The organism is Inquilinus sp. NPDC058860 (assembly GCF_042743185.1).
GTDB lineage: Bacteria > Pseudomonadota > Alphaproteobacteria > DSM-16000 > Inquilinaceae > Inquilinus.
This window is the reverse complement of record NZ_JBHYMS010000019.1, coordinates 94,877-118,148: the sequence shown is the minus strand read 5'-3', so window position 1 is coordinate 118,148 and position 23,272 is coordinate 94,877. Positions and strand designations below refer to the sequence as shown.

The following is a 23,272-nucleotide window of genomic DNA, read 5'->3' as shown; positions in this document are numbered from 1 at the left end:
GACCTCCCCGATTTCAATTCGGTGCTCGCGGCGGCGAAAACCCCCTCCCCCTACCCCCCTCCCGCAGGGGGAGGGGGGACTAAAAAGGGTACTGCGCTCAAGCGGATAGCGCTCACCCTCGCCTGTCTGATTCCGGCCCTCCCCGCCCTCGCCGCCCCGGGCGCGATCGGCGGCAGCTGGGTCACGCCGGCCGCCAGCGGTCCGGTCGCCGACTCGGCGATCTGCGCCCGCGAGATCATGCGCCAGGCCCCGGACTCCGGGGTCGACGCCGCCATGGCGCTGGCGGTCGGGCTGACCGAATCCGGCCGCAAGGTCGAGGACGGCCGCATCGTCATCTGGCCCTGGACCGTGAACGCCGAGGGCGAAGGCCGGCGCTTCGACAGCAAGCAGGCAGCGGTGGACTGGGTGCGCCAGGCCCTGGCCGGCGGCATGCGGTCGATCGATGTCGGCTGCATGCAGGTCAACCTGCGCTGGCACCCGGACGCCTTCGGCTCGCTGGAGTCGGCCTTCGACCCCAAGGCCAACGTCGCCTATGCGCTGGGCCATCTCGGCGACCTGTCGAAGCAGTACGGCGCGCGGCTGGGCATCGGCCGCTACCACTCCGCCACCGCCGAGTACCAGGAGCGCTACCTGGCCCGGATCGATCACAATCTCGGCTACGTCGAGGAGATGCGCCGCCGTGTCCAGGCGGCGCCGCCGGGGGTCGAGCCCGGCGGCTGGGGCGAGGCGGTGCTGGGCGGCATGGCCTTCACCCGCGGCCTGGTGGCCGACGCCGCGCCGCAGCCGCTGCTGCCGAAGGGATTCGCCGATTGAGCGCGCCGCCCCACCCTGCCCGGACCAAGGTGGCCGGCGTGAACGGCGGCAACGGCGCCCTGGCGCGGCTGTCCCTGGCCGGGGCCTTCGGCGCCCGGCACCGCGACGTGCTGTTCGCCATGGGCATCGCCGCCATCCTGTCGGTGCTGCTGCTGCCGCTGCCGGTGGTGCTGCTGGACATCAGCCTGGCCTTCACCTTCGCCGTCTCGGTGCTGATCCTGATGGTGACGCTGTGGATCGGCCGCGCCTCCGACTTCTCCTCCTTCCCGACCATCCTCCTGGTCGTCACCCTGATGCGGCTGGCGCTGAACGTCGCCACCACCCGGTTGATCCTGTCGCACGGCCATGAGGGGCCGGGCGCCGCCGGCCATGTGATCCAGGGCTTCTCCGGCTTCATCATGTCGGGGAACTTCGTGATCGGGGTGATCCTGTTCGCGATCCTGGTGGTGGTGAACTACATCGTCATCACCAAGGGCTCGACCCGCATCGCCGAAGTCGGGGCGCGCTTCACCCTGGACGCCATCCCGGGCAAGCAGATGGCGATCGACGCCGACCTGTCGGCCGGGATGATCGACGAGAAGGAGGCGCGCCGGCGACGGCAGGAGCTGGAGGACGAGAGCTCGTTCTACGGCGCCATGGACGGCGCCTCGAAATTCGTCCGCGGCGACGCGGTGGCGGGCCTCATCATCGTCTTCATCAACCTGGTCGGCGGCATCGTCATCGGCACGCTGCAGCGGGGCATGCCGATCGGCGAGGCGGTGACCACCTTCGCCACCCTGACCGTCGGCGACGGGCTGGTCAGCCAGATCCCGGCGCTGCTGGTCTCGCTGGCCGCCGGCCTGGTCATCTCCAAGGGCAGCAACCGCGGGTCGACCGAGCAGGTGGTGCTGTCGCAGCTCGGCGCCTACCCCAAGGCGCTGCTGGTGGCCGCGGGCCTGCTGCTGCTGCTGGCCATCGCCCCCGGCCTGCCGGCCTTCCCCTTCCTGGTGCTGGTGGCGATCTTCGGCGGCCTGGCCTGGATCATGCCGCGGGTGACGGCCCGGCGGGCGGAGGAGGCGCGCCGGGCCGAGGCCGCGGCGGCGGACCCGCCGAAGACCGCCGAGCAGACGGTGCAGGGCCTGCTTCGGGTCGACGAGCTGCGGCTCGAGGTCGGCGTCGCCCTGGTGTCGATGGTCGGGATGTCGGACGACCTCGCCGACAAGCTGAAGACGCTGCGCGGCCGCTTCGCCGGCGAGTACGGCTTCGTGCTGCCCTCGATCCGGATCAAGGATTCGGCCGATCTCGGCAACACCGCCTACCGGCTGCTGGTGCATGGCGAGGAGGTGGCGCGCGGCGAGGTGCGGCTGGCCAGCCGGCTGGTGCTGGCGCCGGGCGGCACGGTGGCGCTGCCGGGCGAGCCGGCCAAGGACCCGACCTTCGGCCTGCCCGCGTTGTGGATCGACGCCGGCCTGGCCGAGGAGGCCGAGGCGCTGGGCCACACCGTGGTGTCGCCGGAGGGCGTGATCGTCACCCATGTCGCCGAGGCGGTGAAGGACAGCTTCCCTGCGCTCCTGACCTATGCCGCGGCGGAGCGGCTGATCGACGGCATCGATCCGGAATACGCCCGGCTGGTGAAGGAGCTGGTGCCGGCGCAGCTGCCGATGATGGCGATCGTGCGGGTGCTGCAGTCGCTGCTGGCCGAGCGGGTCTCGATCCGCAACCTGCCGGCGATCCTGGAGGCGATCGCCGAGGCCGTGGCCTGGACCCGCAGCCCGCCGCTCTTGGTCGAGCATGTGCGGATGCGCCTGGCCGGCCAGATCTGCCGGTCGCTGGTCGATGCCGAGGGCTATCTGTCGGTCATCACCATGGCGGCCGACCGCGAGCGCGAGCTGGCCCAGGCGGTGGTCGCGGAGGGCGAGGAGCGCCGCTTCGTCCTGGCGCCCGACCGGGTGCAGGATTTCCTCGCGGAGCTGCGCGGCAAGATCCAGGCCCATGCCGGGCGCGACCCGCTGCCGGCCGTGCTGGTCAACCCGGACGCCCGGCCCTTCGTCCGCTCGCTGCTGGAGCGGATCAGCCCGGCGACCGCCGTGATCAGCCACAACGAGCTCGCCCGCCGGACGATGCTGCGCACGGTCGACGTGGTGTAGCGGTGACCATCGACGGCTTCGCCCTGGCCGGGCTGGTGACGCCCTGGGTCTATGGCGCGCTCCTGGTGTTCTGCCGGATCGGCGCGGCCTTCATGCTGATGCCAGGGCTGGGCGAGGCGCAGGTCCCGGCGCGGGCCCGGCTGGTCGCCGCGCTCGCCGTGTCCCTCGCCCTCACCCCCGCGGTCGACGGCATCCCCCTGCCCGTCCCGTCCGACGCCGTGACCATCCTGGCCCACGCCTTGGGCAACATCCTGGCCGGGGCGCTGCTGGGCATCGGCGCCCGGCTGCTGCTGTCGTCGCTGCATGTCGCGGCCCAGGCGGCGGCGCAGCAGATGGGCCTGTCCAACCCCTTCACCGCCGCGGTGCCGGGTTTCGAGGGCGCCTCGGCCCTCTCCTCCTTCTTCGTCATGTGCGGCGTTGCCCTGACCTTCGCCGCCGACCTGCACCACCTGCTGATCCAGGCCCTGGCCGGGTCGTTCCGGCTGGTGCCCATCGACGGCATCGCCGATGGCGGGCTGCAGGCGCAAGCCGTGATCCACGCCGCCGCCCGGGCGATGCGGCTGGCGGTGCAGTTCGCCGCGCCCTTCCTGGTGATCGGGCTCGTGGCCAATGTCGGGCTCGGCATCACCAACCGGATGATGCCGGCCCTGCCGGTCTATTTCGTGTTCTCGCCGCTCTTGATCGCCGCCGGTCTGGTGCTGGCCTTCCTGGTCGCCGGCGCGATGATGGCCCTCTATGCCGACGCCGTCGGCCTGTGGCTGCGCGACGGCGGGATGCCGCCCTGACATGGCCGACGAGGCGCCGGACAAGGACCAGAAGACCCAGGACGCCACCGACCGCAAGCTGGAGCAGGCGCGCGAGAAGGGCAACCTGCCGCGGTCACGCGAGGTCTCGACCTTCCTGATGCTGCTGACGCTCCTGGTGCTGGCCTGGATGGTGTTCCCGGCGGTCGGCGGCGCCTTCGTCCAGGCCGTGCTGCCCTTCATCGAGAGCCCGGACCTGATCCCGCTGGCGACGGCGGAGGACGCCTTCCACGCCGCGGCCGCGATCATCCGCGCCATGGGGCTGGCCCTGGCGGCCGGGGTGGCGCTGCTGGCGGTCGGCGCCGTCGCCAGCGCCTTCCTGCAGGGCGAGGTGGTGGTGGCGCCCGACCGGCTGTCGCCGAAGCCGGAGCGGCTGAACCCGCTGAAGGGCATCGGCCGCATGTTCTCCCGCAACGGGCTGATCGAGTTCGCCAAGGGCATCCTCAAGACCAGCGTGGTGCTGCTGGTCACGGCGCTGTTCCTGCGGCCGAGCTTCGAGCAGGCGGAATGGCTGGTCTCGGTGCCGGTCGAGGGCATGCCGGGCGCGATCCGGTCGCTGGTCATCGGCCTGGTCGCCGTGCTGGTGCCGGTGGCCGGGCTGATCGCCGTCGGCGACCGGCTGTACCAGTCCTGGGACTGGCGGCGCGGCCAACGCATGACCCTGCGCGAGGTGAAGGACGAGCTGCGCAGCACCGAGGGCGACCCGCAGATGAAGGCCCGGCGCCGCGAGATCGGCCGCGGCCGCGCCCGCCGCCGGATGATGGCGCAGGTGCCCTTCGCCAGCGTCGTGCTGGTCAACCCGACCCATTACGCCGTGGCGCTGCGCTACCAGCGCGGCCGCGACGACGCGCCGGTCTGCGTCGCCAAGGGCCAGGACCGGATCGCGCTGAAGATCCGCGAGATCGCCCGCGACAAGGGCGTGCCGGTGGTCGAGAACCCGCCGCTGGCCCGGGCGCTGCACGCCGCCGTCGCGGTCGACCGGCCGATCCCGGAGGAGCACTACAAGGCGGTGGCCGAGATCATCAGCGTCATCCTCGGCCTGCGCCGGCCGGGGCCGACGGCGCCGTCACCGACGGGGCTGATCGGACGGCCGGGGCGGTAGATCAGCCCGCGAGCCGCCGGAAGGCAGTGGGCGGGGCCGGGTCGTCGAGGCGCCGGCGGATCGCCGCGGCGCAATCCTGCGGACTGAGCGCCGATGTGTCGAGCTCGAGGTCGTAGATCCCGGGCCGATGCACCTCGCGCTGCCAGCGCAGCACCGGCTCCGGCACCGGCTCCTCGGCCGAGCCGGTGGCGTATTCGCCCTCCCGCCCCGGCTGCCCGGCCCGGCGGCGGCGCATGATCTCGCCGACCGGGCAGCGCACGCCGACCAGCAGCGCCGGCAGCCCGGCCAGGCGCCGGGCGCAGTCGCGCAGGATGCCGAGCGGCGCCGAATGGGCGTCGTGATGGCCGAGATCGGCCACCACGTTCAGACCGAGGCGGCTGTGCGCGGCGATCGAGTCGTAGAGGGCGGCGTAGAGCACCGGCACCCAAGGCTCGAGCTCCGGCCGCTCGCCACCGGGCCGCAGCCCGATCCCGGGCCTGTATCGCGGCGGCGTGATATGCCGGACATGGACGTCGACCCCCAGATTCATCCAGGGCCCGTCGTCCCAGTCCTGCATCGCCGCGACGATGCTCGACTTGCCCGAGCGCGGCGCGCCGTTGAGGACGACGATCCATCCGGGCTTCGGTTCCTGGGTCATGTGCCCCTCGCGATCTGACGGACCATCCTGCAACGCCGGAGACCGCCGCCGGTTCCGGCTTCAGGAGGGCGGCACCTGGTGCCGTTCCAGGATCAGCCTGGTGACCTCCTGGGCCTTCAGCGGCGTCATGGCGCCGAGGATCGGGGCCGAGCGCCGCTCCGGCATCCGGTCGAAGATCGAGACCACCGTGGCCGGCTCCATCTCGTCCATGATCCGGGCGGCGTCGCGGGCGCGCATCGCCGCATAGGTCGCGCCCATCCGCTTCAGGTCGGCCTCCAGCAGGCCCGATTGCTGCGCCAGCTGGCCCTCGATCTCGCGTTTCAGCACCGCCAGGCGGTCGACCTCGTGCCGGACCCGGGCCTCGGCCACCGCCAGCAGCGCCTCGCGCTCGTCCAGCCTGGCGCGGCGCGCCTCCAGCTCGCCGCGCTCGGCCTCGATCGCAGCCAGCAGCTCGGACGGAATCGGCTCGGCCGCCGGCTGGGCGGACGGAGAGGCCGGCGCGTCCTGGCCGCGGGCCGCCACGACCCCGAGCGGAACGCCGAGGGCCGCCACCACGGCGATGGCCGCAAGGGCGCGCATCAGGAGCGCTCGCCTTCAGGCGCGGCGGGAGATGCGGCCTGCTCGATCCGCAGGGCGCGGACGCCGCGGCTGTGGCCGATGGTGCCGTGGCACAGCGTGCGGCCGCCGGCCACCAGCCGGGCGCGGTCGGCGTCGCCGGCCAGCAGCGGGATCATGTCGCCCGGCCGCCAGCCCAGGATCTCCGCAGGAGTCGCCGTCACCTCGCCGAACACGGCCAGCGCCGGCAGCTCGACCCGGTGCAGCGCCTCGCGGAACCCGGCCGCCCAGTCGGTGTCGGCATCGCCGCGGCGCTGCCGCGCCCAGGCGTCGCGCAGCGCGGTCAGCGACGGCACCGGCAGGACGACCCGCAGCCGGCCGCCCGCCTCTCCGGGTCCGCCGACCTGCACCGGGATCGCGATCTCGATCGCCGTCGCCGTGCCGGGCGCGATCGCCGCCAGGCGTGGGTCCGCCTCGATCCGCTCGACCTCGAAGGCCGTCTCGGCCAGCGGCGCCAGGGTCTGGGCCAGGGCGGACAGCGCCGCGGCCATCACCTCGCGCAGCAGCCGCAGCTCGATCGGCGTCGGCGTGCGGCGCGGCGCCGGCCCGGAAGGCGCGGCGGCGCCGCCGAGCAGCCGCCCGACCAGCGCGTCGTCCAGCCCGGCGTCGAGCAGCAGCATGATCCGGCCGGTCCAGCCGCGGGCGCGGACGACCCCGGCCAGGGCCTCACCTTCCAGCAGCCCGGCCAGCGGGGCCGACCGCACCGCGGCCTTGCCGGTGTCGACCGGCCCGGCGCCGAGGCCGCGCAGCGCCGCGGCCAGATGGAAGGCGAAGCGCTCCGCCACCGGGTCCAGCGCCGGCAGGCCGCCTTCCGCCGCCGCCCGGATCATGGCCCTGATCGCCGCGGCCTGGCCGGTCGTCCCGCTCATTGCAGCACCAGGTCCTGGATCAGCACCTCGACGACGGCGGCATCGCCCGCCAGCGCCCGCGCCCGGCGCAGCAGGTCGCCGCGCATCCGGTAGAGGCCGACCGAGCCGCGCAGATCCGAATCGCCGAGCTGCCGGCAATATTCGAGGAAGGAATCGCGGATCCGGTCCAGGTCGCCGCGCACCGCCGGCTCGGACGCGGCCGGCACCACCAGCGCCACCGAGGTGCGGATCAGCCGGGCCTTCGAGCCGGGCGCCAGGTTGGTCAGGATCTCGGGCACCGGCACCACCGCCCGGCCCGGCTCGCCTGCCGTACCCCCGCCCTGGCCGACGAGGGGCAGCGCCCCCAGCGCCCAGGCGCCCAGGATCGGCGTGGCGAAACCGAGGGCAAAGGCGACGCCGACGGCGATGGCCAGCGGCCGCCAGCGCCGGCGCCCGGGCACGGCGCCCGGGCCGGCCGATTTGTCCTTTATGTCCTTTGCCAACGAATCCTCCGGCTGCCGGCGAAGCGGAGCCCTTTGCTATGAATTCATGAGGTAACAGATCGCTTTTGGCTTGTCATCTTGATGCAGCCGATGGATTCATTCCCATCATGCTCAACCGGCCGCCGTCCCGCTGCGGGCGCTCCGGCATGACCTCTTGACCCGCGGCTGATGGACCTGCCTTCGTGAAAGCCCTGCTCGACAACCTCAAGGCGCTGGGTCCGCGCAGGCTGGCGATTCTCGGCGGCGTCGGCCTCCTGGTCCTGGCCGCGATCGGCTGGCTGGCCTGGGAGGCGTCGCGGCCGAAGCTGGCGGTGCTGTATTCCGGCATCGCCCCGGCCGAGGCCGGGCGGATCGTGTCCCAGCTCGAGGCCATGGGCATCACCGTCGGCACCAGCTTCGACGGCGGCACGATCCAGGTGCCGGCGCCCGACGTCGCCCGCGCCCGCATGGCCCTGGCCGAGAAGGGCCTGCCGTCGGCCTCCGGCATCGGCTACGAGCTGTTCGATGCCGACAACGGACTCGGCCTGACCAGCTTCATGCAGCAGATGAACCGGCTGCGGGCGATGGAGGGCGAGCTGGGCCGCACCATCGCCACCCTGTCCGGCGTCGAATCGGCGCGGGTCCACCTGGTGCTGCCGGAGCGCGAGGCCTTCGCCCGCACCACCCCGACCCCGACCGCCGCCGTGGTCGTGCGCATGCGCGGCGGCTTCGGGCTGGACCGGCAGCAGGCGCGCGCGATCCGCCATCTGGTCGCCGCCGCCGTGCCCAACCTGAAGCCGACCGACGTCACCCTGCTGGACGCCGCCGGCGAGGTGCTGCTGACCGAAGGCGACGACGGCGCGGGCCAGCCCTCCTCCGACGGGCTGAGGGTCTCGCTCGAGACCCGTCTCGCCAAGGCGGTGGAGGACCTGCTGGTGCCGCGCTTCGGCCGCGGCAATGTCCGCGTCACCGTCGCAGCCGATCTCGACATGAGCCACGAGGTGGTGCGGACCGAGCGCTTCGATCCCGAAGGCCAGGTGCCGCGCTCGACCCAGACCGTGGAGGAGCGGCAGAGCAGCAGCGACGGCACCGGCGACCTGCCGACCACGGTGCAGCAGAACCTGCCGGAGGCGCAGATCCCGGGGGCGCCGCAGCCGCCGGGGTCGAACACCAGCTCGCAGTCGCAGCGCACCGAGGAGACGGTCAACTACGAGATCGGCGCCGAACGGCGCGAAAAGGTGCGCGAGGCCGGCGAGCTGCGGCGGCTGTCGGTCGCCGTCCTGGTCAATGGCCGGCACGAGACCGACGCCGACGGCGCCGGCCGCTACGTCCCGCGCACGCAGGACGAGCTGGACGCCGTCACCGCCCTGGTGCGCACCGCCGTCGGCGCCAGCCAGGAGCGCGGCGACGTGGTGACGGTGCAGAACCTGGAATTCGCCGACCTGCTGCCGGCCGGCGCCGATCACGGCCCCGGCTTCTTCGGCGGTCCCTGGGCCGGCCTGTTGGGCACGCTGGTGCAGTGGCTCGCCGTGCTCGGCATCGCCGCGCTGGTCGTGCTGTACCTGCTGCGCCCGCTGCTCGAACGGCTGACCGCCCCGCCGCCGGCGCAGGCCGAGCCGCCCCCGGCCGCCGCGGCGGAACCGGCCGCGGTCTCCCAGGCGGCGACGGATTCGGCCTTCCGGCTCGATTTCGGCGATCGCGAGGAGGCCGTGCGCGCCCTGGCCGACGCCTTCGAGGACTATCCGGAGGAGGCGGCGGCCATCCTGCGCGGCCTGATCCGCGAGGACGCCCCGGCATGAGGCGCCTGACCTGGGACCAGGGCTTCGACGCCGGCCCGGACGCTCCTGCCATTGCCGGCGAGGACATGGCGGAGCGCCGCCTGCGCCGGGCCTGGGAGGACGGCCACGCTGCCGGGATCGAGGCCGGGCGGGCGGAGGGCCGGGCCGAGGCCACGGCCCTGGACGGCGCCCGCTGCGCCGAGGCCCTGGAGCGCCTGCTGCAGACGGTCGGACACGGGGCGGAGGACCTGCGCGCCGCGCGGGACGAGGTCGCCGCCGCCGGCGCCCGCGCCGTCGTCCAGGCGCTGCAGGCCCTGCTGCCCGCCCTCGCCCCGCGCGCCGCCGCGATCCAGGCCGAGAGCCTGATCGAGGCCGCGATCCTGGCCGCGGCCGGCAAGCCGGCGCTCGCCGTCACCGCCGCGCCCGGCCTGCAGCCCGCCCTGGCCCGGCGCTTCGCCGAACATACCGAATCCGACGGCCCCGCCGTCACCGTCACCGCCGATGAGGGCCTCGCCCCCGGCACCGTCGCCGCGCGCTGGGACGGCGGCAGCGCGGAATGGAGCGCCGCCGCCGCGGCGGAGCGGATCGAGGCAGTGCTCGACCGATTGCTGGAGGATCTATGACCGAGCCGACCGAGACCCCCGCTGTGGAGACCGCGGGCGAGCACGCGATCTACGGCGTGCCCCTGACCGTGCAGGTGGTGCTGGGCCGCGCCGTGCTGCGGCTGGACGAGCTGATGAAGCTCGGCCGCGGCGGCGTGGTCGAACTCGACCGCCGGGTCAACGACCCGGTCGAGATCATGGTCAACGGCCGCGTCGTCGCCCGCGGCGAGATCATGGTCTTCGACGAGACCGGCCAGCTCGCCGTCACCCTGTCCGAGATCGTCCGCCACCCGGCGGAGTGAGGCGGAGGGATGCTTCTGACGTCCGACCGCTTCTCTCGAAAGTCCCCCCTCCCCTTGCGGGAGGGGGTTAGGGGGAGGGGGTTGCCGATCGAAGGGCGCGGAAGCCTGTCTCCTGGCTCCGATAGACTCCTCCCTCTCGATCAGACCGGCGGCGGATCGGGCGGCCCGAACCCCCTCCCCCTACCCCCCTCCCGCGGGGGGAGGGGGGACAAGAAAACTGATACCTCTGCGGCAATGGCTGGGCTCGGCCGCCTGGTCCAGATTGCCCTCCTCCTGCTGCTCCCCACCTCCGCCTGGGCGCAGAGCCTGACCATCGACCTGGGGCCGCAGGGCGCCAGCCTGTCCGGGCGGGTGATCCAGCTGGTGGCGTTGATCGCGGTGCTGTCGGTGGCGCCCGGCCTCCTGATCATGGCCACCTGCTTCACCCGGCTGGTGGTGGTGTTCTCGCTGGTGCGCTCCGCCCTCGGGCTGCAGCAGACGCCGCCGAACATGGTGCTGGTCAGCCTGGCGATGTTCCTGACCTGGTTCGTCATGCAGCCGGTGTTCGAGCAGGCCTGGGACGAAGGCCTGCGGCCGCTGATCGACCAGGAGATCTCCGAGGAGGAGGCGTTCGTCCGGATCACCGACCCGTTCCGCGGCTTCATGGAGGCCAATGTCCGGGACAAGGACCTGGCCTTCTTCCGCGACCTCGAGGGCAAGCCGGCCAGGGGCGCGGCCCCCCAGGCCGTGGCCGAGCCCGCCCGGGCCTCCGTCGCGCAAACGGAGGACCGGCCCAGCCTGCGCACCCTGGTGCCGGCCTTCATGCTGAGCGAGCTGCGCCGGGCCTTCGAGATCGGCTTCCTGCTGTTCATCCCGTTCCTCGTCATCGACATCGTCGTCTCCGCCATCCTGATGTCGATGGGCATGATGATGCTGCCGCCGGTGATGATCAGCCTGCCGCTCAAGCTCGTCTTCTTCGTCCTGGTCGATGGCTGGCACCTGATCGCCAGCTCCCTCGTCCGCTCCTATCTCGGCTGATGCCGACCGAGGCCTCCGCATGACCGCAGCCGCCGTGAGATCCCCTGCCCTGTCCGGCGCCCAGCGCGCTGCCGTCCTGATCCTGGCGCTGGGCGAGGAGCGCGGCGGCAAGGTGCTGGCCGCGCTGGACGGGGAGGAGCTGCCGGTCGTCACCCGCGCCATGGCGGAGATGGGCCGGGTGCCGCCCGAGACGGTGACCCGGACGATCCAGGATTTCCTCGGCCGGCTGGCGCGCGGCGATTCCGTCGCCGGCGGCCTGTCCGCCGCGGCCCGGATGCTGGGCCGGTTCCTGCCGGAGGATCGGGTGGCGCAGATCCTGGACGAGATCCGCGGCCCGGCCGGGCGCACCACCTGGGACAAGCTGTCCAACGTCAGCGAGAAGGCGCTGGTGGATTACCTGTCGGCCGAGCAGCCGCAGACCATCGCCGTGATCCTGTCGAAGCTGCGCCCGGACTACGCCGCCAAGGTGGTGGCGGCGCTGGCGCCCGCCCTGCGGCTGGCGGCGATCGAGCGGATGATCGCCCTGAAGGCGGTGCCGCGCGAGGTGCTGGCCCAGATCGAGGAGACGCTGCAGGGCGAGTTCATGGCCGGGTTCGGCGCCGGCTCGGCGCGGCGGGCCGACCCGTCGCGGATCCTGGCCGAGATCTTCAACCGCACCCCGTCCGACCTGCTGGGCGAGGTGATGGCGGCGCTGGAGCCGCGCTTCGGCGCCGAGCTGGAGCGGGTGCGGTCGCTGATGTTCACCTTCGAGGACCTGGCGCGGCTGGACGCGAGGGCGCTGGAGGCGGTGATCCGCGCCGCCGACGGAAGGCTGCTGCCGGTGGCGCTGAAGGGCGCGTCGCCGGGGCTGCGGGAGGCCTTCCTGGGTGCGCTCAGCGACCGCGGCGCCGCCATCCTGCGCGACGAGATCGCGACCCTGGCCAATGTGCGCCTGCGCGACGCCCAGTCGGCCCAGGCGGAGATCCTGGAGGCGGCCAAGCAGCTGGCCGAGGACGGCAGCATCGTCATCCCCGAGGCGGACGAGGACGACCGGGTGATCCCGTAGTCACGGGCCAGTCCGCCGAGGCGGACCGGCCGCGCCCTCCTATGATCCGCTTCCGGTGCTCGCCAGGGCATTGCGGGCTCTCCACCAAGCGCCCGCGATGAAGCCCGCGTTGAGGGCCAGCCAGACGATCCCGGCGAGGATGGTCCAATGCACCACGAATCAGCACTCCACCCGGGCTATGGCCCTGTCCAGGACCGTGACGATCTCTCCCTTGGTCCATGGACGGGGTTCGATGAAGATCGGCATGAGAGCAGTTTCCTTGTTGGTCTTCAGAATCCCCAGCTGTTCGAGGCCGCCTTCCGGTCCATGAGGGAATCCGCCCGGCGCCTCCGGCGTGCCGTCCCTCACCGCAGCCGGACCTTGGTCGCCGCCGCCAGGGTCGCCGGGTCGAAGCTGATGATCTGCGGCGCCGAGTTGCGCGGGACCAGCAGGTTGGGCACCTGCGCCGCCGTCGTGCCCTGGTCCATGTCATAGAAGATGGTGAAGCGCTGCAGCAGGGCCTGGAGCTTCCTCGGATCCTTGAGATCCACGATCGGCATGCGCCTCTCCAGCATCTCCTTCTGCCTGTCGATGTCCATCGCCGCCGTCGCCTGCGGGATGCGGAAGGCGGTGCGGACCACCTCGGACAGCGCCTTGTCGCCCAGCACCTGGTACCAGCTGGTGATGCCCGGCGCCTTGCGCTGGAAGTACATCGCCAGCCGCACCCCGACATTGCTGTCGCCCTGATCGGCCTCGATGCCGCTGGTGACGAAGCGGCCGATCAGGGCCTCGATCTCCTTCGGATCGGTCAGGCCCGGGCCGGCGGCGTCGTCCTTCGACAGATGCAGCGCATCGGCGAGATCGGCATAGGTCTTGTCGGTCATCCGGTTGGCGACCGATTGCGGATCGTCGGTGCCGCCCTCGATCACCTGCTTGATCAGGGCCCGGTACGGGATCTGGTCGCCGAGCCCGAACGCCTTCATCACGAAGCTGTAGAGCCGATAGTCCTTCATCAGGTCGTCGGCGGTCTTCACCGTCGCGATGGTCTTGCGGACATAGTCGATCTCGCGCTGGTTGGCCGCCTGGGCGCTGAAGGTGGTGACCTGCCGGTCATAGGTCCGCTGGACCAGCTGGAAGTCGAGCAGCGTGGACATGCAGCCTCCTCAGGCAGCGGTGCGGCCGAGCACCCGGTCCTCATGGGCGAAGACCTCGCGCAGCGCCGCCAGCGCCTTGTAGAAGTCGTGGCGCGCCAGGGCGGCGGCGGCCTCCAGCACCCGATGGCGGGCCTCGTCGGAGCCGGCGAAGGCGCCGTGCAGCCGCTCGAGCGCCGCGGCGGCCTCCCTCTGCAGCAGCACGGCGTCGCCCTCGCCGAGCAGCAGGAGCTGGATGCGGACATAGGCGGCGCGGCCGGGCGTGGTCGCCTGCTCCGGCTGCAGGATGTCCTTCTCGCGCAGGATCTGCGCGAAATTGTCGACCGTCAGGGTGGTCTGGCGGTCCTCGTTGCGGATGACGCAGCCGTTGACGACGATGCGCTCGTTCGGCCGCAGCTTGAGCTTCAGCGGCATGGTGCGCCCTCCTCAGCCCCGGCCGCGCAGCCCGGCCAGGATCTTGCGGTTGACGTCGACCAGCGGCTCCGCCGTGGCCGTGCCCTCCAGCACCTGGAGCGTGTGGCGGTCGACCCAGAAGGATAGCGAGATCAGCCCCGCCCGCAGCTCCGCCGGCAGGGTGTTGTCCTCGCCGATCAGGTCGGCGCGGAAGGCGCCCCACAGCCGCTGGTTGCGGGCCAGCGCGTCGCGCAGCTCCGGCGTCGCCGGGGCGTCCCCGGCATGGCGCTCCAGCGCCACGGTGACCTGGGCAACGACGCGCCGCTCGATCTGGCGCGGCGTCTCGGTTTCCTTGATGGTCTGGGTATAGGCCGCGATGCTCATCGGATCTCCGGCAGTCCGTCACGGGCGGCTGGTCACGGATGGGAGGAGGCCGTGGGCCGGCCCCCTCCCGCTCCGGACGCCCGTCCTCAGTTGCGGAAGAGCGAGAGGATGCTCTGCGGCGCCTGGTTGGCGATCGACAGCGACTGCATCGCCAGCTGCTCCTGCACCTGGAGCGCCTGGAGACGCGCGGCCTCCTGGTTCATGTCGGCATCGACGATGGCCCCGACGCCGGCATTGATGTTGTCGACCAGCTTGCCGACGAAGTCCTGGGTGCCGGTGATGGTGTTCTGGGCACTGCCCAGGGCCGTCGCCGCGTTGGTCGCCGCGGCGACCTGGGCGGTGGCGGTCTGCAGCAGTGCCCCCAGGGCCGCCGGGTCGGCCGCCGCGGTCACGTCGATCGCCGCCAGCGCGGTGTGCACCGCCGACAGGTCCTGCTGGTTGTAGGTGAAGGTGGTGGTGGCGTAGGTGGCGCCTTCCCGACTGATGCCGGTCACCACGGTCACCGCGTCGGTCGACTTCAGCAGGTTCTGGCCGTTGAAGCTGGTGTTGTCGAGGACGTTCTTGATGTTCGCGACCTCGGCCTTGATCGCGTCCTGGAACTTGGTCTTGTCGACCGCCTGGTCGGCCGTGGCCGCGGCGATGCTCTCGGCGATCTTCTGCGCCGATTTCTGGATCGCCTCGGCGCCCTGGCGGGCGGTGCCGACCGAGGTGCCGACCACGGCGAGGTTGTCGCGGATGGCGTTGAGCACGCCCGCGTCGCCCTTCATCGTCGAGGCCAGCGAGAAATACGCCGCGTTGTCGCGCGCGTCCTGGACCTTCAGGCCGGTCGAGATCCGGCTCTGCGTGGTCTGCAGGCTGGACTGGACGCCCTTCAGGCTCTGCAGCGCGGTGATCGCCTGCAGGTTGGTGTTGATGGAAGCCATGTCGCTTCTGCTCCGTCTGCTTCGCGTTCGTCGCGCCTTCTGGCGCGGCGGGGACGAGGATTCGTCCCTCGCCTCTCCACAATGCCGTGCCGAATCCTAATAAGTTCCCAAGGATCGGCCGGCCCGGGCTCAGTAGGAATCATCCAGCCCGGCGACGGTGCGGTCATGGCCGGCCACGGCGCGGCCGGAGCGGCCGTACATGCCCTCGGCCCGGGTCTCGGTCAGGCTCTTCTTCACCAGGGCCGCGACATAGGAGGCGGCGTCATGCGCCGCCGCCAGGGCCTCGGCGTTGCGCCGGCCGGCGCGCTCCAGCGCCGCGATCGCCGCCGCGGCGCGGGCCGCATGCGGCGAGGCCTTGCCGAAGGCCAGCCCGGCGGCCGCGGCCTGCCGCGCCGAATCCTTCACCGCGCCCTCGGCCTCGTGCTTGCGCCGGATGAACTCGGGCAGCCGGTCGCCATGCCCGGCGATCAGCGCCTCGGCCTCCTCCTCCAGCAGGGCGGCCAGGGATTCGATCGCCGCGAGCCAGGATTCGAGCGGCGGCGGCAGCGGGGCCGGCGGCTCGGGCTCCGACTCGCGCCGGCGCCGCGGCCGGTCGAGGCGGCCGAGCCGGTCGGCCAGCCGATGCGGCTCAGCCACGGGCCGGCCCCTGCGGCAACGAGGGCTGCTGGGCCGGAGTTTCACCCTGCATCCGCCGGATCTCGGCCTCGACCTGGCGGGCGATGCCGAAGCTGCCGGCCTCGGCCGCGCCGCGGGCGTATTCGGACAGGAGGAAGCTGCGCCACAGCTCCTCGGCGAAGCCGCCGCCGGTCAGCGACGGCACCTTCACCCCCTGGAACAGGGTCTCGAAGCTCTGCGCCAGCACCATCGCCTCGAAGTCGACGGCGGTGCGGTGCGCCTTGTCGCCCGCGGCCCGGTCCGGCCGCCGCGCCTCCACCGCCACGGAGCCGGCGCCGCCGAGGCCGGAGATCGCAGCCAGCGGGTCCATCAGATCACCTCCAGATCGGCATGCAGAGCGCCCGCGGCCTTGATCGCCTGCAGGATCGAGATCATGTCGCGCGGCTTGACCCCGAGCGCGTTGAGCCCGGCCACCAGCTCGCGCAGCGTCACCGGCCCGTCGATCACGGCCAGGCCCTTGCCGCCCTCCTCCGCCTGGATGTCGGTGCGCGGCACCACCACGGTCTGGCCCTGCCGGGCAAAGGGCGCCGGCTGGGAGACCTGCGGCGTCTCGGTGACCTGGATGGTCAGCCCGCCCTGCGAGACGGCGACGCGGCTGATGCGGACGTTCTCGCCGATCACCACGGTGCCGGAGCGTTCGTCGACCACCACCCGGGCCGGGGTGTCGGGCTGGACCGGCAGCAGCTCGATCTCCGCCATCAGCCCGGCGATGTCGCCGCGGCGGCTGCCGGGCGGGATCACCTGCACCGTCGCCGGGTCGATCATCCGGGCGGCGCCGGCGCCGATCCGGCGGTTGATCGCGGCCTCGATCCGCTTCGCCGTGGTGAAGTCGGGGATGCGCAGCGCCAGCTTGACCGACTCCAGGCTGCCGAAGTCGAAGCCGACCTCGCGTTCGACGATGGCGCCGTTGGCGATCCGCGCCGCGGTCGGCACGCCCTGGGTCAGCGACGCCGCCTGGCCGGAGGCGGTGAAGCCGCCGACCACCAGCGCCCCCTGGGCCACGGCGTAGACCTGGCCGTCGGCGCCCAGCAGCGGGGTCACGATCAGCGTGCCGCCGGACAGGCTGGTGGCGTCGCCGAGCGAGGAGACCGAGACGTCGATGGTGCCGCCCTGGCGGGCGAAGGCGGGCAGCGAGCCGGACACCATCACCGCCGCGACGTTGCGGGTGCGCAGGTCCTGGTCGCGGACGCTGGTGCCCAGCCGTTCCAGCATGCCCTGCAGGCTCTGCTGCGTGAACGGCGCGTTGCGCAGCCGGTCGCCGGTGCCGTTCAGCCCGACCACGAGGCCGTAGCCGACCAGCTGGTTGGCCCGTACGCCCTCGACATCGACCAGATCCTTCAGCCGCTGCGCCTGAGCCGCCGGCACCAGCCCAGCCCAGCCGACGATCACCGCCACGACGGCGGCCAGAACCGGCCCGACCCGCATCGCTCCCCTCCTGCTCGCCCTCCCCTGTTTGCCGCAGCGCCGGCCGTCCCGCAAGCACTCAATCCATAAAACTTTATATATTTTCCGAATTCTTGAATCGAATCCTATGTGTCCTTGACAATCCTTTTACATGTTTCCTAACGTTGCTGCGGTCGCGGTGGCCTATACCAGCAACTGGGAGACTGGAGCTCGGCATGCAGGTGATCCTGTACGAACCCGACGATGCGGCGCGGTCGAGCCTCGCCTCCTCCTTCTTCAGCAACGGGCTGGAATGCTATCCGGCCTCGCGCGAGGAGATCGAAGGCATGGTCCCGGTCGGGCGCGGCGGGCCCGCCGGCGCCTCGCCCGCCATCATCCTCGGCGTCTGCCCGGAGGCGCGCGGCCTGGTCGCGACGCTGCGCTCCGGCCGCTGCGACAGCCCGATCATCGCGCTGCAGGACGGGCGGTCGACCGAGCGCACGCTGGACCTGCTGATGGCCGGCTGCGACGACGTGGTGCAGCGCCCGGTCAGCCCGCGCGAGCTGGCCGCCCGCATCGCCGCGATCCAGCGTCGCGCCTTCGGCCACGCCGCAGCCTCGGTGACGGTCGGCGGCATGACGATCTATTTCGACGGGCGCGAGCCGGAGATCGGCGGCCGCCCGATCCGGCTGAGCGGCCGCGAGAACGCGATCTTCCGCCACCTCGCCCTGCAGTCCGGCAAGGTGGTCAGCAAGGGCTCGCTCTACGATGCGGTCTACGGCGCCTCGAACCGCATGCCCTTCGACAAGGTGATCGAGGTCCATATCTGCAAGCTGCGCAAGAAGCTGGTCGCGGCCAGCGGCGGCCACGACTTCATCGAGACGGTGTATGGCCGCGGCTACAAGCTGGTGGCGCCGAAGGACAGGGTCGCGGCCTGAGGGCCGAGAGAGAATCGTAGGTTGGGTTCGCCGTGGCGAACCCAACACGGTGCCGCGCGATGGATGTTGGGTTCGCGGTCGCGAACCCAACCTACTCGCTCAGCCCAGCTGCGCCAGCGTCATGCCCTGCAGCTGCCTGGTCAGGTCCAGGCTGGCGGCCAGCTGCTGCTTCAGCACCTCGAGCCTGGCGTTGGCGGTGTAGGGGTCGACCTGCTCCAGCCCGACGATGCGCTCGTTCAGCAGGGTCAGACGGGACTCGTTGCGGGACTTGGCGGCGTCGAGGTCGGCCTGCTGCCCGCCCAGCCTGGCCGTGGCCTGGCGCAGCCCGTCGAGCCCGGTGCCGAGCGTCTGCATCGCCGATTTTATGTAGGCCGCCTGCGCGTCCTCCGGCATCGCCGTCAGGTCGGCGGCGGCGATCATGGTCAGGCCCTGCAGGATGTCGCGCAGCGCCGGGTCGTTGGCCTGCAGCCCGTATTCGATCCGGGTGCCGTCGTCGCTGCGGCCCGACACCCGCGGATTCGGCCGGCCCGAGGCGTCGAGCGCCGGGGTGCCGCGATAGAAGCCGCCCTCGAAGCGCTGGTCCGCCGGGACCGAAGGATCGGAGGCGAAGGCCTTGCCGATGGCCGCGGCCAGGGCCTGCACCCCGGCCGGGTCGGTCGGTGGGTTGGCGGCGATCAGCCCCTTCATGACGTCGATCGGCGACTGCGTCCTGCCGGGTGCGGGCTTCGTCGGGTCCTGCAGCGCCGGCTGGCCGGTGTCGACGCCGGCGAACAGGGACTGCCCTTCGAGCGAGACGTTGAGGGCGCCGACGATGCTGGTCAGGGCCGACAGGGCGCTCTGCGGCAGGGTGCCGACGGTGGAGGAGCCGCCCTCCGAGGCGGCGGCCAGCTCGCCCAGCAGCTTGTTCGCCGCCGCGTCGACCGTCTTCAGGGACTCCGCCATCGCCTTGGTGCGGGTCTGCATCGCGGCGATCGAGGCCTGGTAGGCCTCGATCTGGTCGGTGCTGCCGCGCAGCGACACCGCCTCGGCCATGCGGCCGCCCAGCGCCGCCGCCACGTCGTTGTGGGTGCCGGTGCCGACCTCGTTGGCCAGGGCGGCGACCTGGGCCTGCGAGTTGCGCACCAGGGCGCGCATCTGCAGCGACAGGCCGAGGCTGGAAACCGGGATCGTCATGCTGTCCTCCTGCCCTGGTCCGTTTCAGTGCCCCCGCCCCGCTTCTGTCATCCTCGGGCTTGACCCGAGGATCCAGGGGCTTTCAAGAGCCGCTCTCGGTGGCCCCTGGATTGCCGGGTCAAGCCCGGCAATGACAATGAGGGAAACCGAACGGATGGTTCTGGTCCGCTAGATCTTCAGCAGCGTGTCCATCATCTGCGACACCGACGAGAGCAACTGGGCCGAGGCCGCGTAGCTCTGCTGCACCAGCGTCATCTTCTGCAGCTCGTCGTCGATGTTGACGCCGTCGCGGCCGAGCCGGGCCGATTTCAGGCTCTCCAGCGTCACCGACCTGGCGTCGAGCGAGGAGGAGACGCTGGTCCGCGCCCCTTGCTGCGCCGTCACCAGGCCGGTGGCGTAGCCCTCGATCGTGGCCGAGGCGGCCAGGCCGACGCCGCTGTCGAAGCCGCGCTGCTCGCCGAAGCCGTCGAGGAAGGCCTGCACCTGCCGGGAATCGCCGCTGGCCGGCGGTTCCGCCGCATGCATGCCGCCGGCGACGCGCCACAGCGCCCCGCCCGCCTCCGGCCGCACCAGGTCGTTGACCGCGATCCGGCCGGCCAGCCCGGCGGTGGCCGCCGGGTCGAGCGCCTTGCCGCCGTCGGTGAACAGGCCGGTGTCGTTCGGCGGCGCGCCGACGGTCGAATCCTTGTCCTGGAACAGCGACACCAGCCCCGCTGCCAGCTGGTCGAGCTGGGCCTGGAACCCGGGCATGGTCTCGTCGCGGATCTTCAGCAGGCCGGCCAGCGCGCCGTCCTGCAGCCCGTTCGGATTGCCGCCCCCCGGCGTCAGGTCGACGCCGTCAGCGGTCGACACCCTGCCGAAGGGCGACGCGGTCAGGAGATTGGCGGAGGCGTCGACCAGGGTGGCGCCGCCCTTGGTCATCACCACCATGTCGCCGTCGCGCAGATAGGTGGACACGCCGAGCTCCTGCGACAGGCCGTCGGCCAGCCGGTCGCGCTCGTCCTGCAGCGCCCCGACATCGGCGCCGTTCGGATCCAGGCCGCGGATCGTCCGGTTCAGCTCGGCGATTCGCTGCAGGCCCTGGTTGATGCCGGCGACCTTGTCCTGGATGCTGCGATCCGCATCGGTCCGCGCCTGCTGGGCCGCGGCGTACATGGTCCGGATCGAGGCGGCGGTGTTGGCCGCCGCATCGACGACGGCGCGCTGGAAGTTCTGGTCGCCCGGACGGTCGACCAGGCTCTGGAAGGCCGTCTTCAGCCTGGACAGCAGCGAGGCGACCGACCGCTCGTCCTGCGGCTGGCCGATCGTGTCGGTGTAGCGGGTCAGCAGCTCCTTCTGCGCCGACAGGCTGCCGGTCTCGGACTGTGTGCTGCGAACGTCGCGGAGCAGCCGCTCGTCGACATTGCGCCGGACGCTGACGTCGAGGCCGAGATTGACCCCGGCCACCACCCGGGTGGTCAGCTGGATGTCCTGTCGGACATAGCCGGGGACGGCCGCGTTCTCGATGTTGCGCGAGATGATCGAGGTCTGCGCCTGGCTGCCGCGCAGGCCGGCCAGGGCGCTGCTGATCGCGAGCGAGAGGCTCATGCCCTTGTCTCCGCCGGGTCAGGCCGGTCAGAGACGGTTGGAAATGCGCTGATGTGAGTCGGCTGGTGGTGGTTTCGAGAACCGGAGCGCAGCGGACATCCACGTCCGTGAGCACCGGAAGCGCAGAAACCGCCATCAGACGGCCGCATCAGCAGCATTTCCAGACCGTCTCTTAGCGCTTGAGCTGGGTGGTTTCGTTCAGCATCTCGTCCGCGGTCTGCACGATCTTGGCGTTCGAGCTGTAGGCCCGCTGGGTCTGGATCAGCTGGGTCAGCTCCTCGGCCAGATCGACATTCGAGCTTTCGAGGCTGCCGCCCGCGACGCTGCCGACCGGGCCGGTGCCGGCGCCCCACAGCCGCATCGCGCCGGATTCGCGGCTGATGGTGTAGACGTTGCCGTCCTCGGGGTTCAGCCCGTCCGGATTGGCCACGTCGGCGATCGGGATCTGGTACAGGGTGCGGCGCGCGCCGTTGTCGAAGATGCCGATCAGCTTGCCGGATTCGTCGGCCTCGACCCGGGAGAGGCGGCCGACCGCGGCGCCGTCCTTGCTGATCTTCGGGTTGTAGGTGCCGGCGAACTGCACCACCCCGCCGGCGGTGTTCGGCGCGCCGAGCGACAGGGTGACCTGCTGCGGCGTGCTGCCGTTCGGCACGCTCAGCACCGCCTGGCCGGTGGCGGTGTCGAAGCTGAAGCCGCCGAAGCCGCCGGCGGTGGCGTTGCTCCAGCTCGCCGGCTGGCCGGCATTGGGGCCGCTGTCGTTGAAGGTGACGTCGACGCTGCCGAATTTGTTGCCGGAGGCGTCGGCCACCGTCAGCGTCCACTGGTTCCTGGTGGTCGAGGGCTGCCACTCCAGGAACAGCCGGTCGGAGGCGCCGAGCGGCGAGAAGAACTCGGCCGAGGTCTTGAACGGCACGGTCGGGGCGTCCGGCCCGGTCTGGTCGGCCGGCAGGTTGCCGCTGAACCCCATGGTCGTGGTCGGCTGGCCGGCAGCGGTCATGGTGTTGACGTTGACCACCTGCAGCGACCCGGTGCCGTCCTGGTCGACCGGGCCGATCGTGCCGTCGGCCTTGGCCGGCCAGCCCAAGAGGTAGTAGCCGGCGGTGTTGCGCAGGTTGCCGTTCTCGTCCGGCAGGAAGGACCCGGCGCGGGTCAGCGCCGTCTTCGCCGTCGCCCCGCCCGTCACCGAGTTGGTCACCAGGAAGAAGCCGCGGCCGGAGATGGCGAGGTCGGTGGTGCTGGAGCCGGGGTTGATGATGCCCTGCTTGCTGATCTGCAGCCGGGCATTGGCCGAGACGCCGCCGGCGGCGTAGGAGCCGCCGGCCGAGGGCGTCACCAGGGTCGAGAAATCGACGCTCGCGCGCTTGTAGCCGACGGTGCCGCTGTTGGCGATGTTGTCGGAGATCGACGACATCCGGGCGCTTTGCGAGAACAGGCCCATGACCCCGGCCTGCATGGCGCTTTGAATGCTCATTCCCCGCTCCTCGGCTGACCGTCGCGAATCCTTGCACCCAGTCTAGCGGCGGTTGCTTAAGGACTGCTTTCCGGAATCCTTGGCGACGCGCAGGATCGTGATGCTGATCCGGCGGTTGCGCGGGTCGGCCGGATCCTCTGGCAGCAGATGCACCCGGTCGGCCAAGCCCTCGACCCGGGCAAAGCGCGCCTCGTCCACCCCGGCCGCCACCAGCCCGCGCCGGGCGGCGTTGGCCCGGTCGGCCGACAGTTCCCAATTGCCGTAGCCGGACCGGCCGGCATAGGGCCGGCCGTCGGTGTGGCCGCTGACGGCGACCGGATTCGGCAGCCCGGCGACCGCCTGGCCGACCAGCTGGATCAGCCGCAGCCCCTGGGCGCTGATGCGGCCGGAGCCGACCTCGAACATCGGCGCCTGGCCGCGGTCGGTCAGCTCGATCCGCATGCCTTCGGGCCCCGTCTCGATCCGGACGTTGTCGCGCAGCGCGCCGACGTCGAGATCGGCCGCGACCTCCGCCTGGATGCGCTGCTGCACGGCGGCGAAGCGCGCCCCCTCGACCGTCGGCGTGATCTCGGCGCTGCCGGCCGCCAGCCACGGTCCGGCGTCGCGCCAGGGCGACAGATCGCCCTGCGCCTGGCCCGGCTTCGAGCCGAGCGGCACCAGCGCGGCCGGATCGGCCTGAAGCACGGTCCCCGCCTCGGCCCCGTCGTCGCCGGGACGGCCGGCCTGCGCCTGGCCGGAGAAGACGTCGCTCTCAGGTCCCTCCCGGCTCGACTGGAACACGCCGTCGGCGCCGTCCAGCACGCCCTCGCCGCCGGCGCCGGAGGACCGGCTGGCCATCGGGTTGAAGTAGAGCGCGATGGCGTCGCGCTGCTGCTCGGTGGTGACGTTCAAGAGCCACATCAGCAGGAAGAAGGCCATCATCGCCGTCATGAAATCGGCGAAGGCGATCTTCCAGGCGCCGTGGCCCGCGTGGTCGTCATGCCCGCGCCCGCGGCGGCGCTTGATCACGATCTGCGGCTGCTTCGCCCTCGGCCCGGTCGCCATG

Annotated in this window: 25 protein-coding genes; 10 read left to right on the top strand and 15 right to left on the bottom strand. The window is 72.0% G+C overall.

Features of this window, described 5'->3' with window-relative positions:
- The first annotated feature begins 237 nt into the window (after positions 1 to 237).
- Genes ACFW16_RS15765 through ACFW16_RS15750 form a run of 4 tightly spaced genes read left to right on the top strand, consistent with a single transcriptional unit; the run spans position 238 to position 4,844 of the window.
- Positions 238 to 813 carry a lytic transglycosylase domain-containing protein gene (locus tag ACFW16_RS15765; RefSeq protein ID WP_380306548.1) on the top strand — a complete coding sequence of 192 codons (576 nt, stop codon included), beginning with the start codon at positions 238 to 240 and terminating at the stop codon, positions 811 to 813.
- Positions 810 to 2,939 carry a flagellar biosynthesis protein FlhA gene (flhA, locus tag ACFW16_RS15760; protein WP_380306546.1) on the top strand — a complete coding sequence of 710 codons (2,130 nt, stop codon included), beginning with the start codon at positions 810 to 812 and terminating at the stop codon, positions 2,937 to 2,939. The genes ACFW16_RS15765 and flhA overlap by 4 nt, the downstream gene beginning before the upstream one ends.
- Positions 2,940 to 2,941: 2 nt before the next feature.
- Positions 2,942 to 3,724 (top strand): flagellar biosynthetic protein FliR, encoded by a 783-nt coding sequence (locus ACFW16_RS15755; RefSeq protein ID WP_380306544.1) that lies wholly within the window; start codon positions 2,942 to 2,944, stop codon positions 3,722 to 3,724.
- Position 3,725: 1 nt separating this feature from the next.
- The gene (locus tag ACFW16_RS15750) at positions 3,726 to 4,844 is read left to right on the top strand and encodes a flagellar biosynthesis protein FlhB (RefSeq protein WP_380306542.1); all 1,119 of its coding nucleotides are present in this window, start codon (positions 3,726 to 3,728) and stop codon (positions 4,842 to 4,844) included.
- 1 nt (position 4,845) lies between these two features.
- Here ACFW16_RS15750 and ACFW16_RS15745 read toward each other — a convergent pair whose 3' ends face one another.
- The 4 genes from ACFW16_RS15745 to ACFW16_RS15730 are packed head-to-tail and all read right to left on the bottom strand — an operon-like array spanning position 4,846 to position 7,447.
- Positions 4,846 to 5,481 carry a chloramphenicol phosphotransferase CPT family protein gene (locus ACFW16_RS15745; protein WP_380306540.1) on the bottom strand — a complete coding sequence of 212 codons (636 nt, stop codon included), beginning with the start codon at positions 5,479 to 5,481 and terminating at the stop codon, positions 4,846 to 4,848.
- A gap of 60 nt (positions 5,482 to 5,541) precedes the next feature.
- A complete protein-coding gene (locus tag ACFW16_RS15740; protein ID WP_380306538.1) occupies positions 5,542 to 6,060 on the bottom strand; it encodes a MotE family protein in 519 nt (172 codons plus the stop codon).
- Positions 6,060 to 6,965 carry a flagellar motor switch protein FliM gene (locus tag ACFW16_RS15735; protein WP_380306536.1) on the bottom strand — a complete coding sequence of 302 codons (906 nt, stop codon included), beginning with the start codon at positions 6,963 to 6,965 and terminating at the stop codon, positions 6,060 to 6,062. Before ACFW16_RS15735 ends, ACFW16_RS15740 begins: the two co-directional genes overlap by 1 nt.
- On the bottom strand, positions 6,962 to 7,447 hold the full coding sequence (locus ACFW16_RS15730) for a flagellar basal body-associated FliL family protein (protein ID WP_380306534.1): 486 nt from the start codon (positions 7,445 to 7,447) through the stop codon (positions 6,962 to 6,964). Before ACFW16_RS15730 ends, ACFW16_RS15735 begins: the two co-directional genes overlap by 4 nt.
- Positions 7,448 to 7,629: 182 nt before the next feature.
- On the opposite strand from ACFW16_RS15730, the gene fliF reads away from it, so the two are divergent.
- The 5 genes from fliF to ACFW16_RS15705 all read left to right on the top strand — a co-directional run bounded on the left by fliF (position 7,630) and on the right by ACFW16_RS15705 (position 12,170).
- On the top strand, positions 7,630 to 9,225 hold the full coding sequence (gene fliF / locus ACFW16_RS15725) for a flagellar basal-body MS-ring/collar protein FliF (protein ID WP_380306532.1): 1,596 nt from the start codon (positions 7,630 to 7,632) through the stop codon (positions 9,223 to 9,225).
- Positions 9,222 to 9,827, top strand: coding sequence for a hypothetical protein (locus ACFW16_RS15720; RefSeq protein ID WP_380306530.1), 606 nt, complete (start codon positions 9,222 to 9,224; stop codon positions 9,825 to 9,827). Before fliF ends, ACFW16_RS15720 begins: the two co-directional genes overlap by 4 nt.
- Positions 9,824 to 10,108 carry a flagellar motor switch protein FliN gene (gene fliN / locus ACFW16_RS15715; RefSeq protein WP_380306528.1) on the top strand — a complete coding sequence of 95 codons (285 nt, stop codon included), beginning with the start codon at positions 9,824 to 9,826 and terminating at the stop codon, positions 10,106 to 10,108. The genes ACFW16_RS15720 and fliN overlap by 4 nt, the downstream gene beginning before the upstream one ends.
- A gap of 234 nt (positions 10,109 to 10,342) precedes the next feature.
- Positions 10,343 to 11,125, top strand: a complete 783-nt coding sequence (gene fliP, locus ACFW16_RS15710; RefSeq protein ID WP_380306526.1) for a flagellar type III secretion system pore protein FliP — start codon at positions 10,343 to 10,345, stop codon at positions 11,123 to 11,125.
- Between the two features lie 19 nt (positions 11,126 to 11,144).
- A complete protein-coding gene (locus tag ACFW16_RS15705) occupies positions 11,145 to 12,170 on the top strand; it encodes a flagellar motor switch protein FliG (RefSeq protein WP_380306524.1) in 1,026 nt (341 codons plus the stop codon).
- A 344-nt stretch (positions 12,171 to 12,514) separates the two neighbouring features.
- On the opposite strand, the gene ACFW16_RS15700 is transcribed toward ACFW16_RS15705, so the two are convergent.
- The 7 genes from ACFW16_RS15700 to ACFW16_RS15670 form a co-directional block, all read right to left on the bottom strand.
- Positions 12,515 to 13,303: a DUF1217 domain-containing protein gene (locus ACFW16_RS15700; protein ID WP_380306522.1), complete on the bottom strand. Its 789-nt coding sequence runs from the start codon at positions 13,301 to 13,303 to the stop codon at positions 12,515 to 12,517.
- Between the two features lie 9 nt (positions 13,304 to 13,312).
- Complete coding sequence (locus ACFW16_RS15695) at positions 13,313 to 13,714, bottom strand: flagellar biosynthesis repressor FlbT (RefSeq protein ID WP_380306520.1); 402 nt, start codon at positions 13,712 to 13,714, stop codon at positions 13,313 to 13,315.
- A 12-nt stretch (positions 13,715 to 13,726) separates the two neighbouring features.
- On the bottom strand, positions 13,727 to 14,077 hold the full coding sequence (gene flaF, locus ACFW16_RS15690; protein ID WP_380306518.1) for a flagellar biosynthesis regulator FlaF: 351 nt from the start codon (positions 14,075 to 14,077) through the stop codon (positions 13,727 to 13,729).
- A gap of 86 nt (positions 14,078 to 14,163) precedes the next feature.
- Entirely contained in the window at positions 14,164 to 15,000 is an 837-nt protein-coding gene (locus ACFW16_RS15685; protein WP_380306516.1) for a flagellin, read from the bottom strand.
- Positions 15,001 to 15,129: 129 nt separating this feature from the next.
- Positions 15,130 to 15,636, bottom strand: a complete 507-nt coding sequence (locus ACFW16_RS15680) for a hypothetical protein (RefSeq protein ID WP_380306514.1) — start codon at positions 15,634 to 15,636, stop codon at positions 15,130 to 15,132.
- On the bottom strand, positions 15,629 to 15,985 hold the full coding sequence (locus tag ACFW16_RS15675) for a rod-binding protein (protein ID WP_380306512.1): 357 nt from the start codon (positions 15,983 to 15,985) through the stop codon (positions 15,629 to 15,631). Before ACFW16_RS15675 ends, ACFW16_RS15680 begins: the two co-directional genes overlap by 8 nt.
- Entirely contained in the window at positions 15,985 to 17,100 is a 1,116-nt protein-coding gene (locus ACFW16_RS15670; protein ID WP_380306510.1) for a flagellar basal body P-ring protein FlgI, read from the bottom strand. Before ACFW16_RS15670 ends, ACFW16_RS15675 begins: the two co-directional genes overlap by 1 nt.
- 194 nt (positions 17,101 to 17,294) lie before the next feature.
- Here ACFW16_RS15670 and ACFW16_RS15665 point away from each other — a divergent pair, with 194 nt between their 5' ends.
- Complete coding sequence (locus ACFW16_RS15665) at positions 17,295 to 17,996, top strand: winged helix-turn-helix domain-containing protein (RefSeq protein WP_380306508.1); 702 nt, start codon at positions 17,295 to 17,297, stop codon at positions 17,994 to 17,996.
- A 99-nt stretch (positions 17,997 to 18,095) separates the two neighbouring features.
- On the opposite strand, the gene ACFW16_RS15660 is transcribed toward ACFW16_RS15665, so the two are convergent.
- The 4 genes from ACFW16_RS15660 to ACFW16_RS15645 form a co-directional block, all read right to left on the bottom strand.
- Positions 18,096 to 19,169, bottom strand: a complete 1,074-nt coding sequence (locus ACFW16_RS15660; protein WP_380306506.1) for a flagellin — start codon at positions 19,167 to 19,169, stop codon at positions 18,096 to 18,098.
- 168 nt (positions 19,170 to 19,337) lie between these two features.
- Positions 19,338 to 20,756 (bottom strand): flagellar hook-associated protein FlgK, encoded by a 1,419-nt coding sequence (gene flgK, locus ACFW16_RS15655; RefSeq protein WP_380306504.1) that lies wholly within the window; start codon positions 20,754 to 20,756, stop codon positions 19,338 to 19,340.
- 172 nt (positions 20,757 to 20,928) lie between these two features.
- Positions 20,929 to 22,227, bottom strand: coding sequence for a flagellar hook protein FlgE (locus ACFW16_RS15650; RefSeq protein ID WP_380306502.1), 1,299 nt, complete (start codon positions 22,225 to 22,227; stop codon positions 20,929 to 20,931).
- Positions 22,228 to 22,269: 42 nt separating this feature from the next.
- Entirely contained in the window at positions 22,270 to 23,271 is a 1,002-nt protein-coding gene (locus tag ACFW16_RS15645) for a flagellar motor protein MotB (protein ID WP_380306500.1), read from the bottom strand.
- Between the last annotated feature and the right edge of the window lies 1 nt (position 23,272).

What these genes read in the sequence shown, in the direction of transcription:
- ACFW16_RS15765 (WP_380306548.1), top strand. Translation starts at nt 238, where the DNA reads ATGCGCCAGGCCCCGGACTCCGGGGTCGACGCCGCCATGGCGCTGGCG.
- ACFW16_RS15750 (WP_380306542.1), top strand. Translation starts at nt 3,726, where the DNA reads ATGGCCGACGAGGCGCCGGACAAGGACCAGAAGACCCAGGACGCCACC.
- ACFW16_RS15745 (WP_380306540.1), bottom strand. Translation starts at nt 5,481, where the DNA reads ATGACCCAGGAACCGAAGCCCGGATGGATCGTCGTCCTCAACGGCGCG.
- ACFW16_RS15740 (WP_380306538.1), bottom strand. Translation starts at nt 6,060, where the DNA reads ATGCGCGCCCTTGCGGCCATCGCCGTGGTGGCGGCCCTCGGCGTTCCG.
- ACFW16_RS15735 (WP_380306536.1), bottom strand. Translation starts at nt 6,965, where the DNA reads ATGAGCGGGACGACCGGCCAGGCCGCGGCGATCAGGGCCATGATCCGG.
- ACFW16_RS15720 (WP_380306530.1), top strand. Translation starts at nt 9,222, where the DNA reads ATGAGGCGCCTGACCTGGGACCAGGGCTTCGACGCCGGCCCGGACGCT.
- fliN (WP_380306528.1), top strand. Translation starts at nt 9,824, where the DNA reads ATGACCGAGCCGACCGAGACCCCCGCTGTGGAGACCGCGGGCGAGCAC.
- fliP (WP_380306526.1), top strand. Translation starts at nt 10,343, where the DNA reads ATGGCTGGGCTCGGCCGCCTGGTCCAGATTGCCCTCCTCCTGCTGCTC.
- ACFW16_RS15705 (WP_380306524.1), top strand. Translation starts at nt 11,145, where the DNA reads ATGACCGCAGCCGCCGTGAGATCCCCTGCCCTGTCCGGCGCCCAGCGC.
- ACFW16_RS15700 (WP_380306522.1), bottom strand. Translation starts at nt 13,303, where the DNA reads ATGTCCACGCTGCTCGACTTCCAGCTGGTCCAGCGGACCTATGACCGG.
- ACFW16_RS15695 (WP_380306520.1), bottom strand. Translation starts at nt 13,714, where the DNA reads ATGCCGCTGAAGCTCAAGCTGCGGCCGAACGAGCGCATCGTCGTCAAC.
- flaF (WP_380306518.1), bottom strand. Translation starts at nt 14,077, where the DNA reads ATGAGCATCGCGGCCTATACCCAGACCATCAAGGAAACCGAGACGCCG.
- ACFW16_RS15685 (WP_380306516.1), bottom strand. Translation starts at nt 15,000, where the DNA reads ATGGCTTCCATCAACACCAACCTGCAGGCGATCACCGCGCTGCAGAGC.
- ACFW16_RS15675 (WP_380306512.1), bottom strand. Translation starts at nt 15,985, where the DNA reads ATGGACCCGCTGGCTGCGATCTCCGGCCTCGGCGGCGCCGGCTCCGTG.
- ACFW16_RS15670 (WP_380306510.1), bottom strand. Translation starts at nt 17,100, where the DNA reads ATGCGGGTCGGGCCGGTTCTGGCCGCCGTCGTGGCGGTGATCGTCGGC.
- ACFW16_RS15665 (WP_380306508.1), top strand. Translation starts at nt 17,295, where the DNA reads ATGCAGGTGATCCTGTACGAACCCGACGATGCGGCGCGGTCGAGCCTC.
- ACFW16_RS15660 (WP_380306506.1), bottom strand. Translation starts at nt 19,169, where the DNA reads ATGACGATCCCGGTTTCCAGCCTCGGCCTGTCGCTGCAGATGCGCGCC.
- flgK (WP_380306504.1), bottom strand. Translation starts at nt 20,756, where the DNA reads ATGAGCCTCTCGCTCGCGATCAGCAGCGCCCTGGCCGGCCTGCGCGGC.
- ACFW16_RS15650 (WP_380306502.1), bottom strand. Translation starts at nt 22,227, where the DNA reads ATGAGCATTCAAAGCGCCATGCAGGCCGGGGTCATGGGCCTGTTCTCG.
- ACFW16_RS15645 (WP_380306500.1), bottom strand. Translation starts at nt 23,271, where the DNA reads ATGGCGACCGGGCCGAGGGCGAAGCAGCCGCAGATCGTGATCAAGCGC.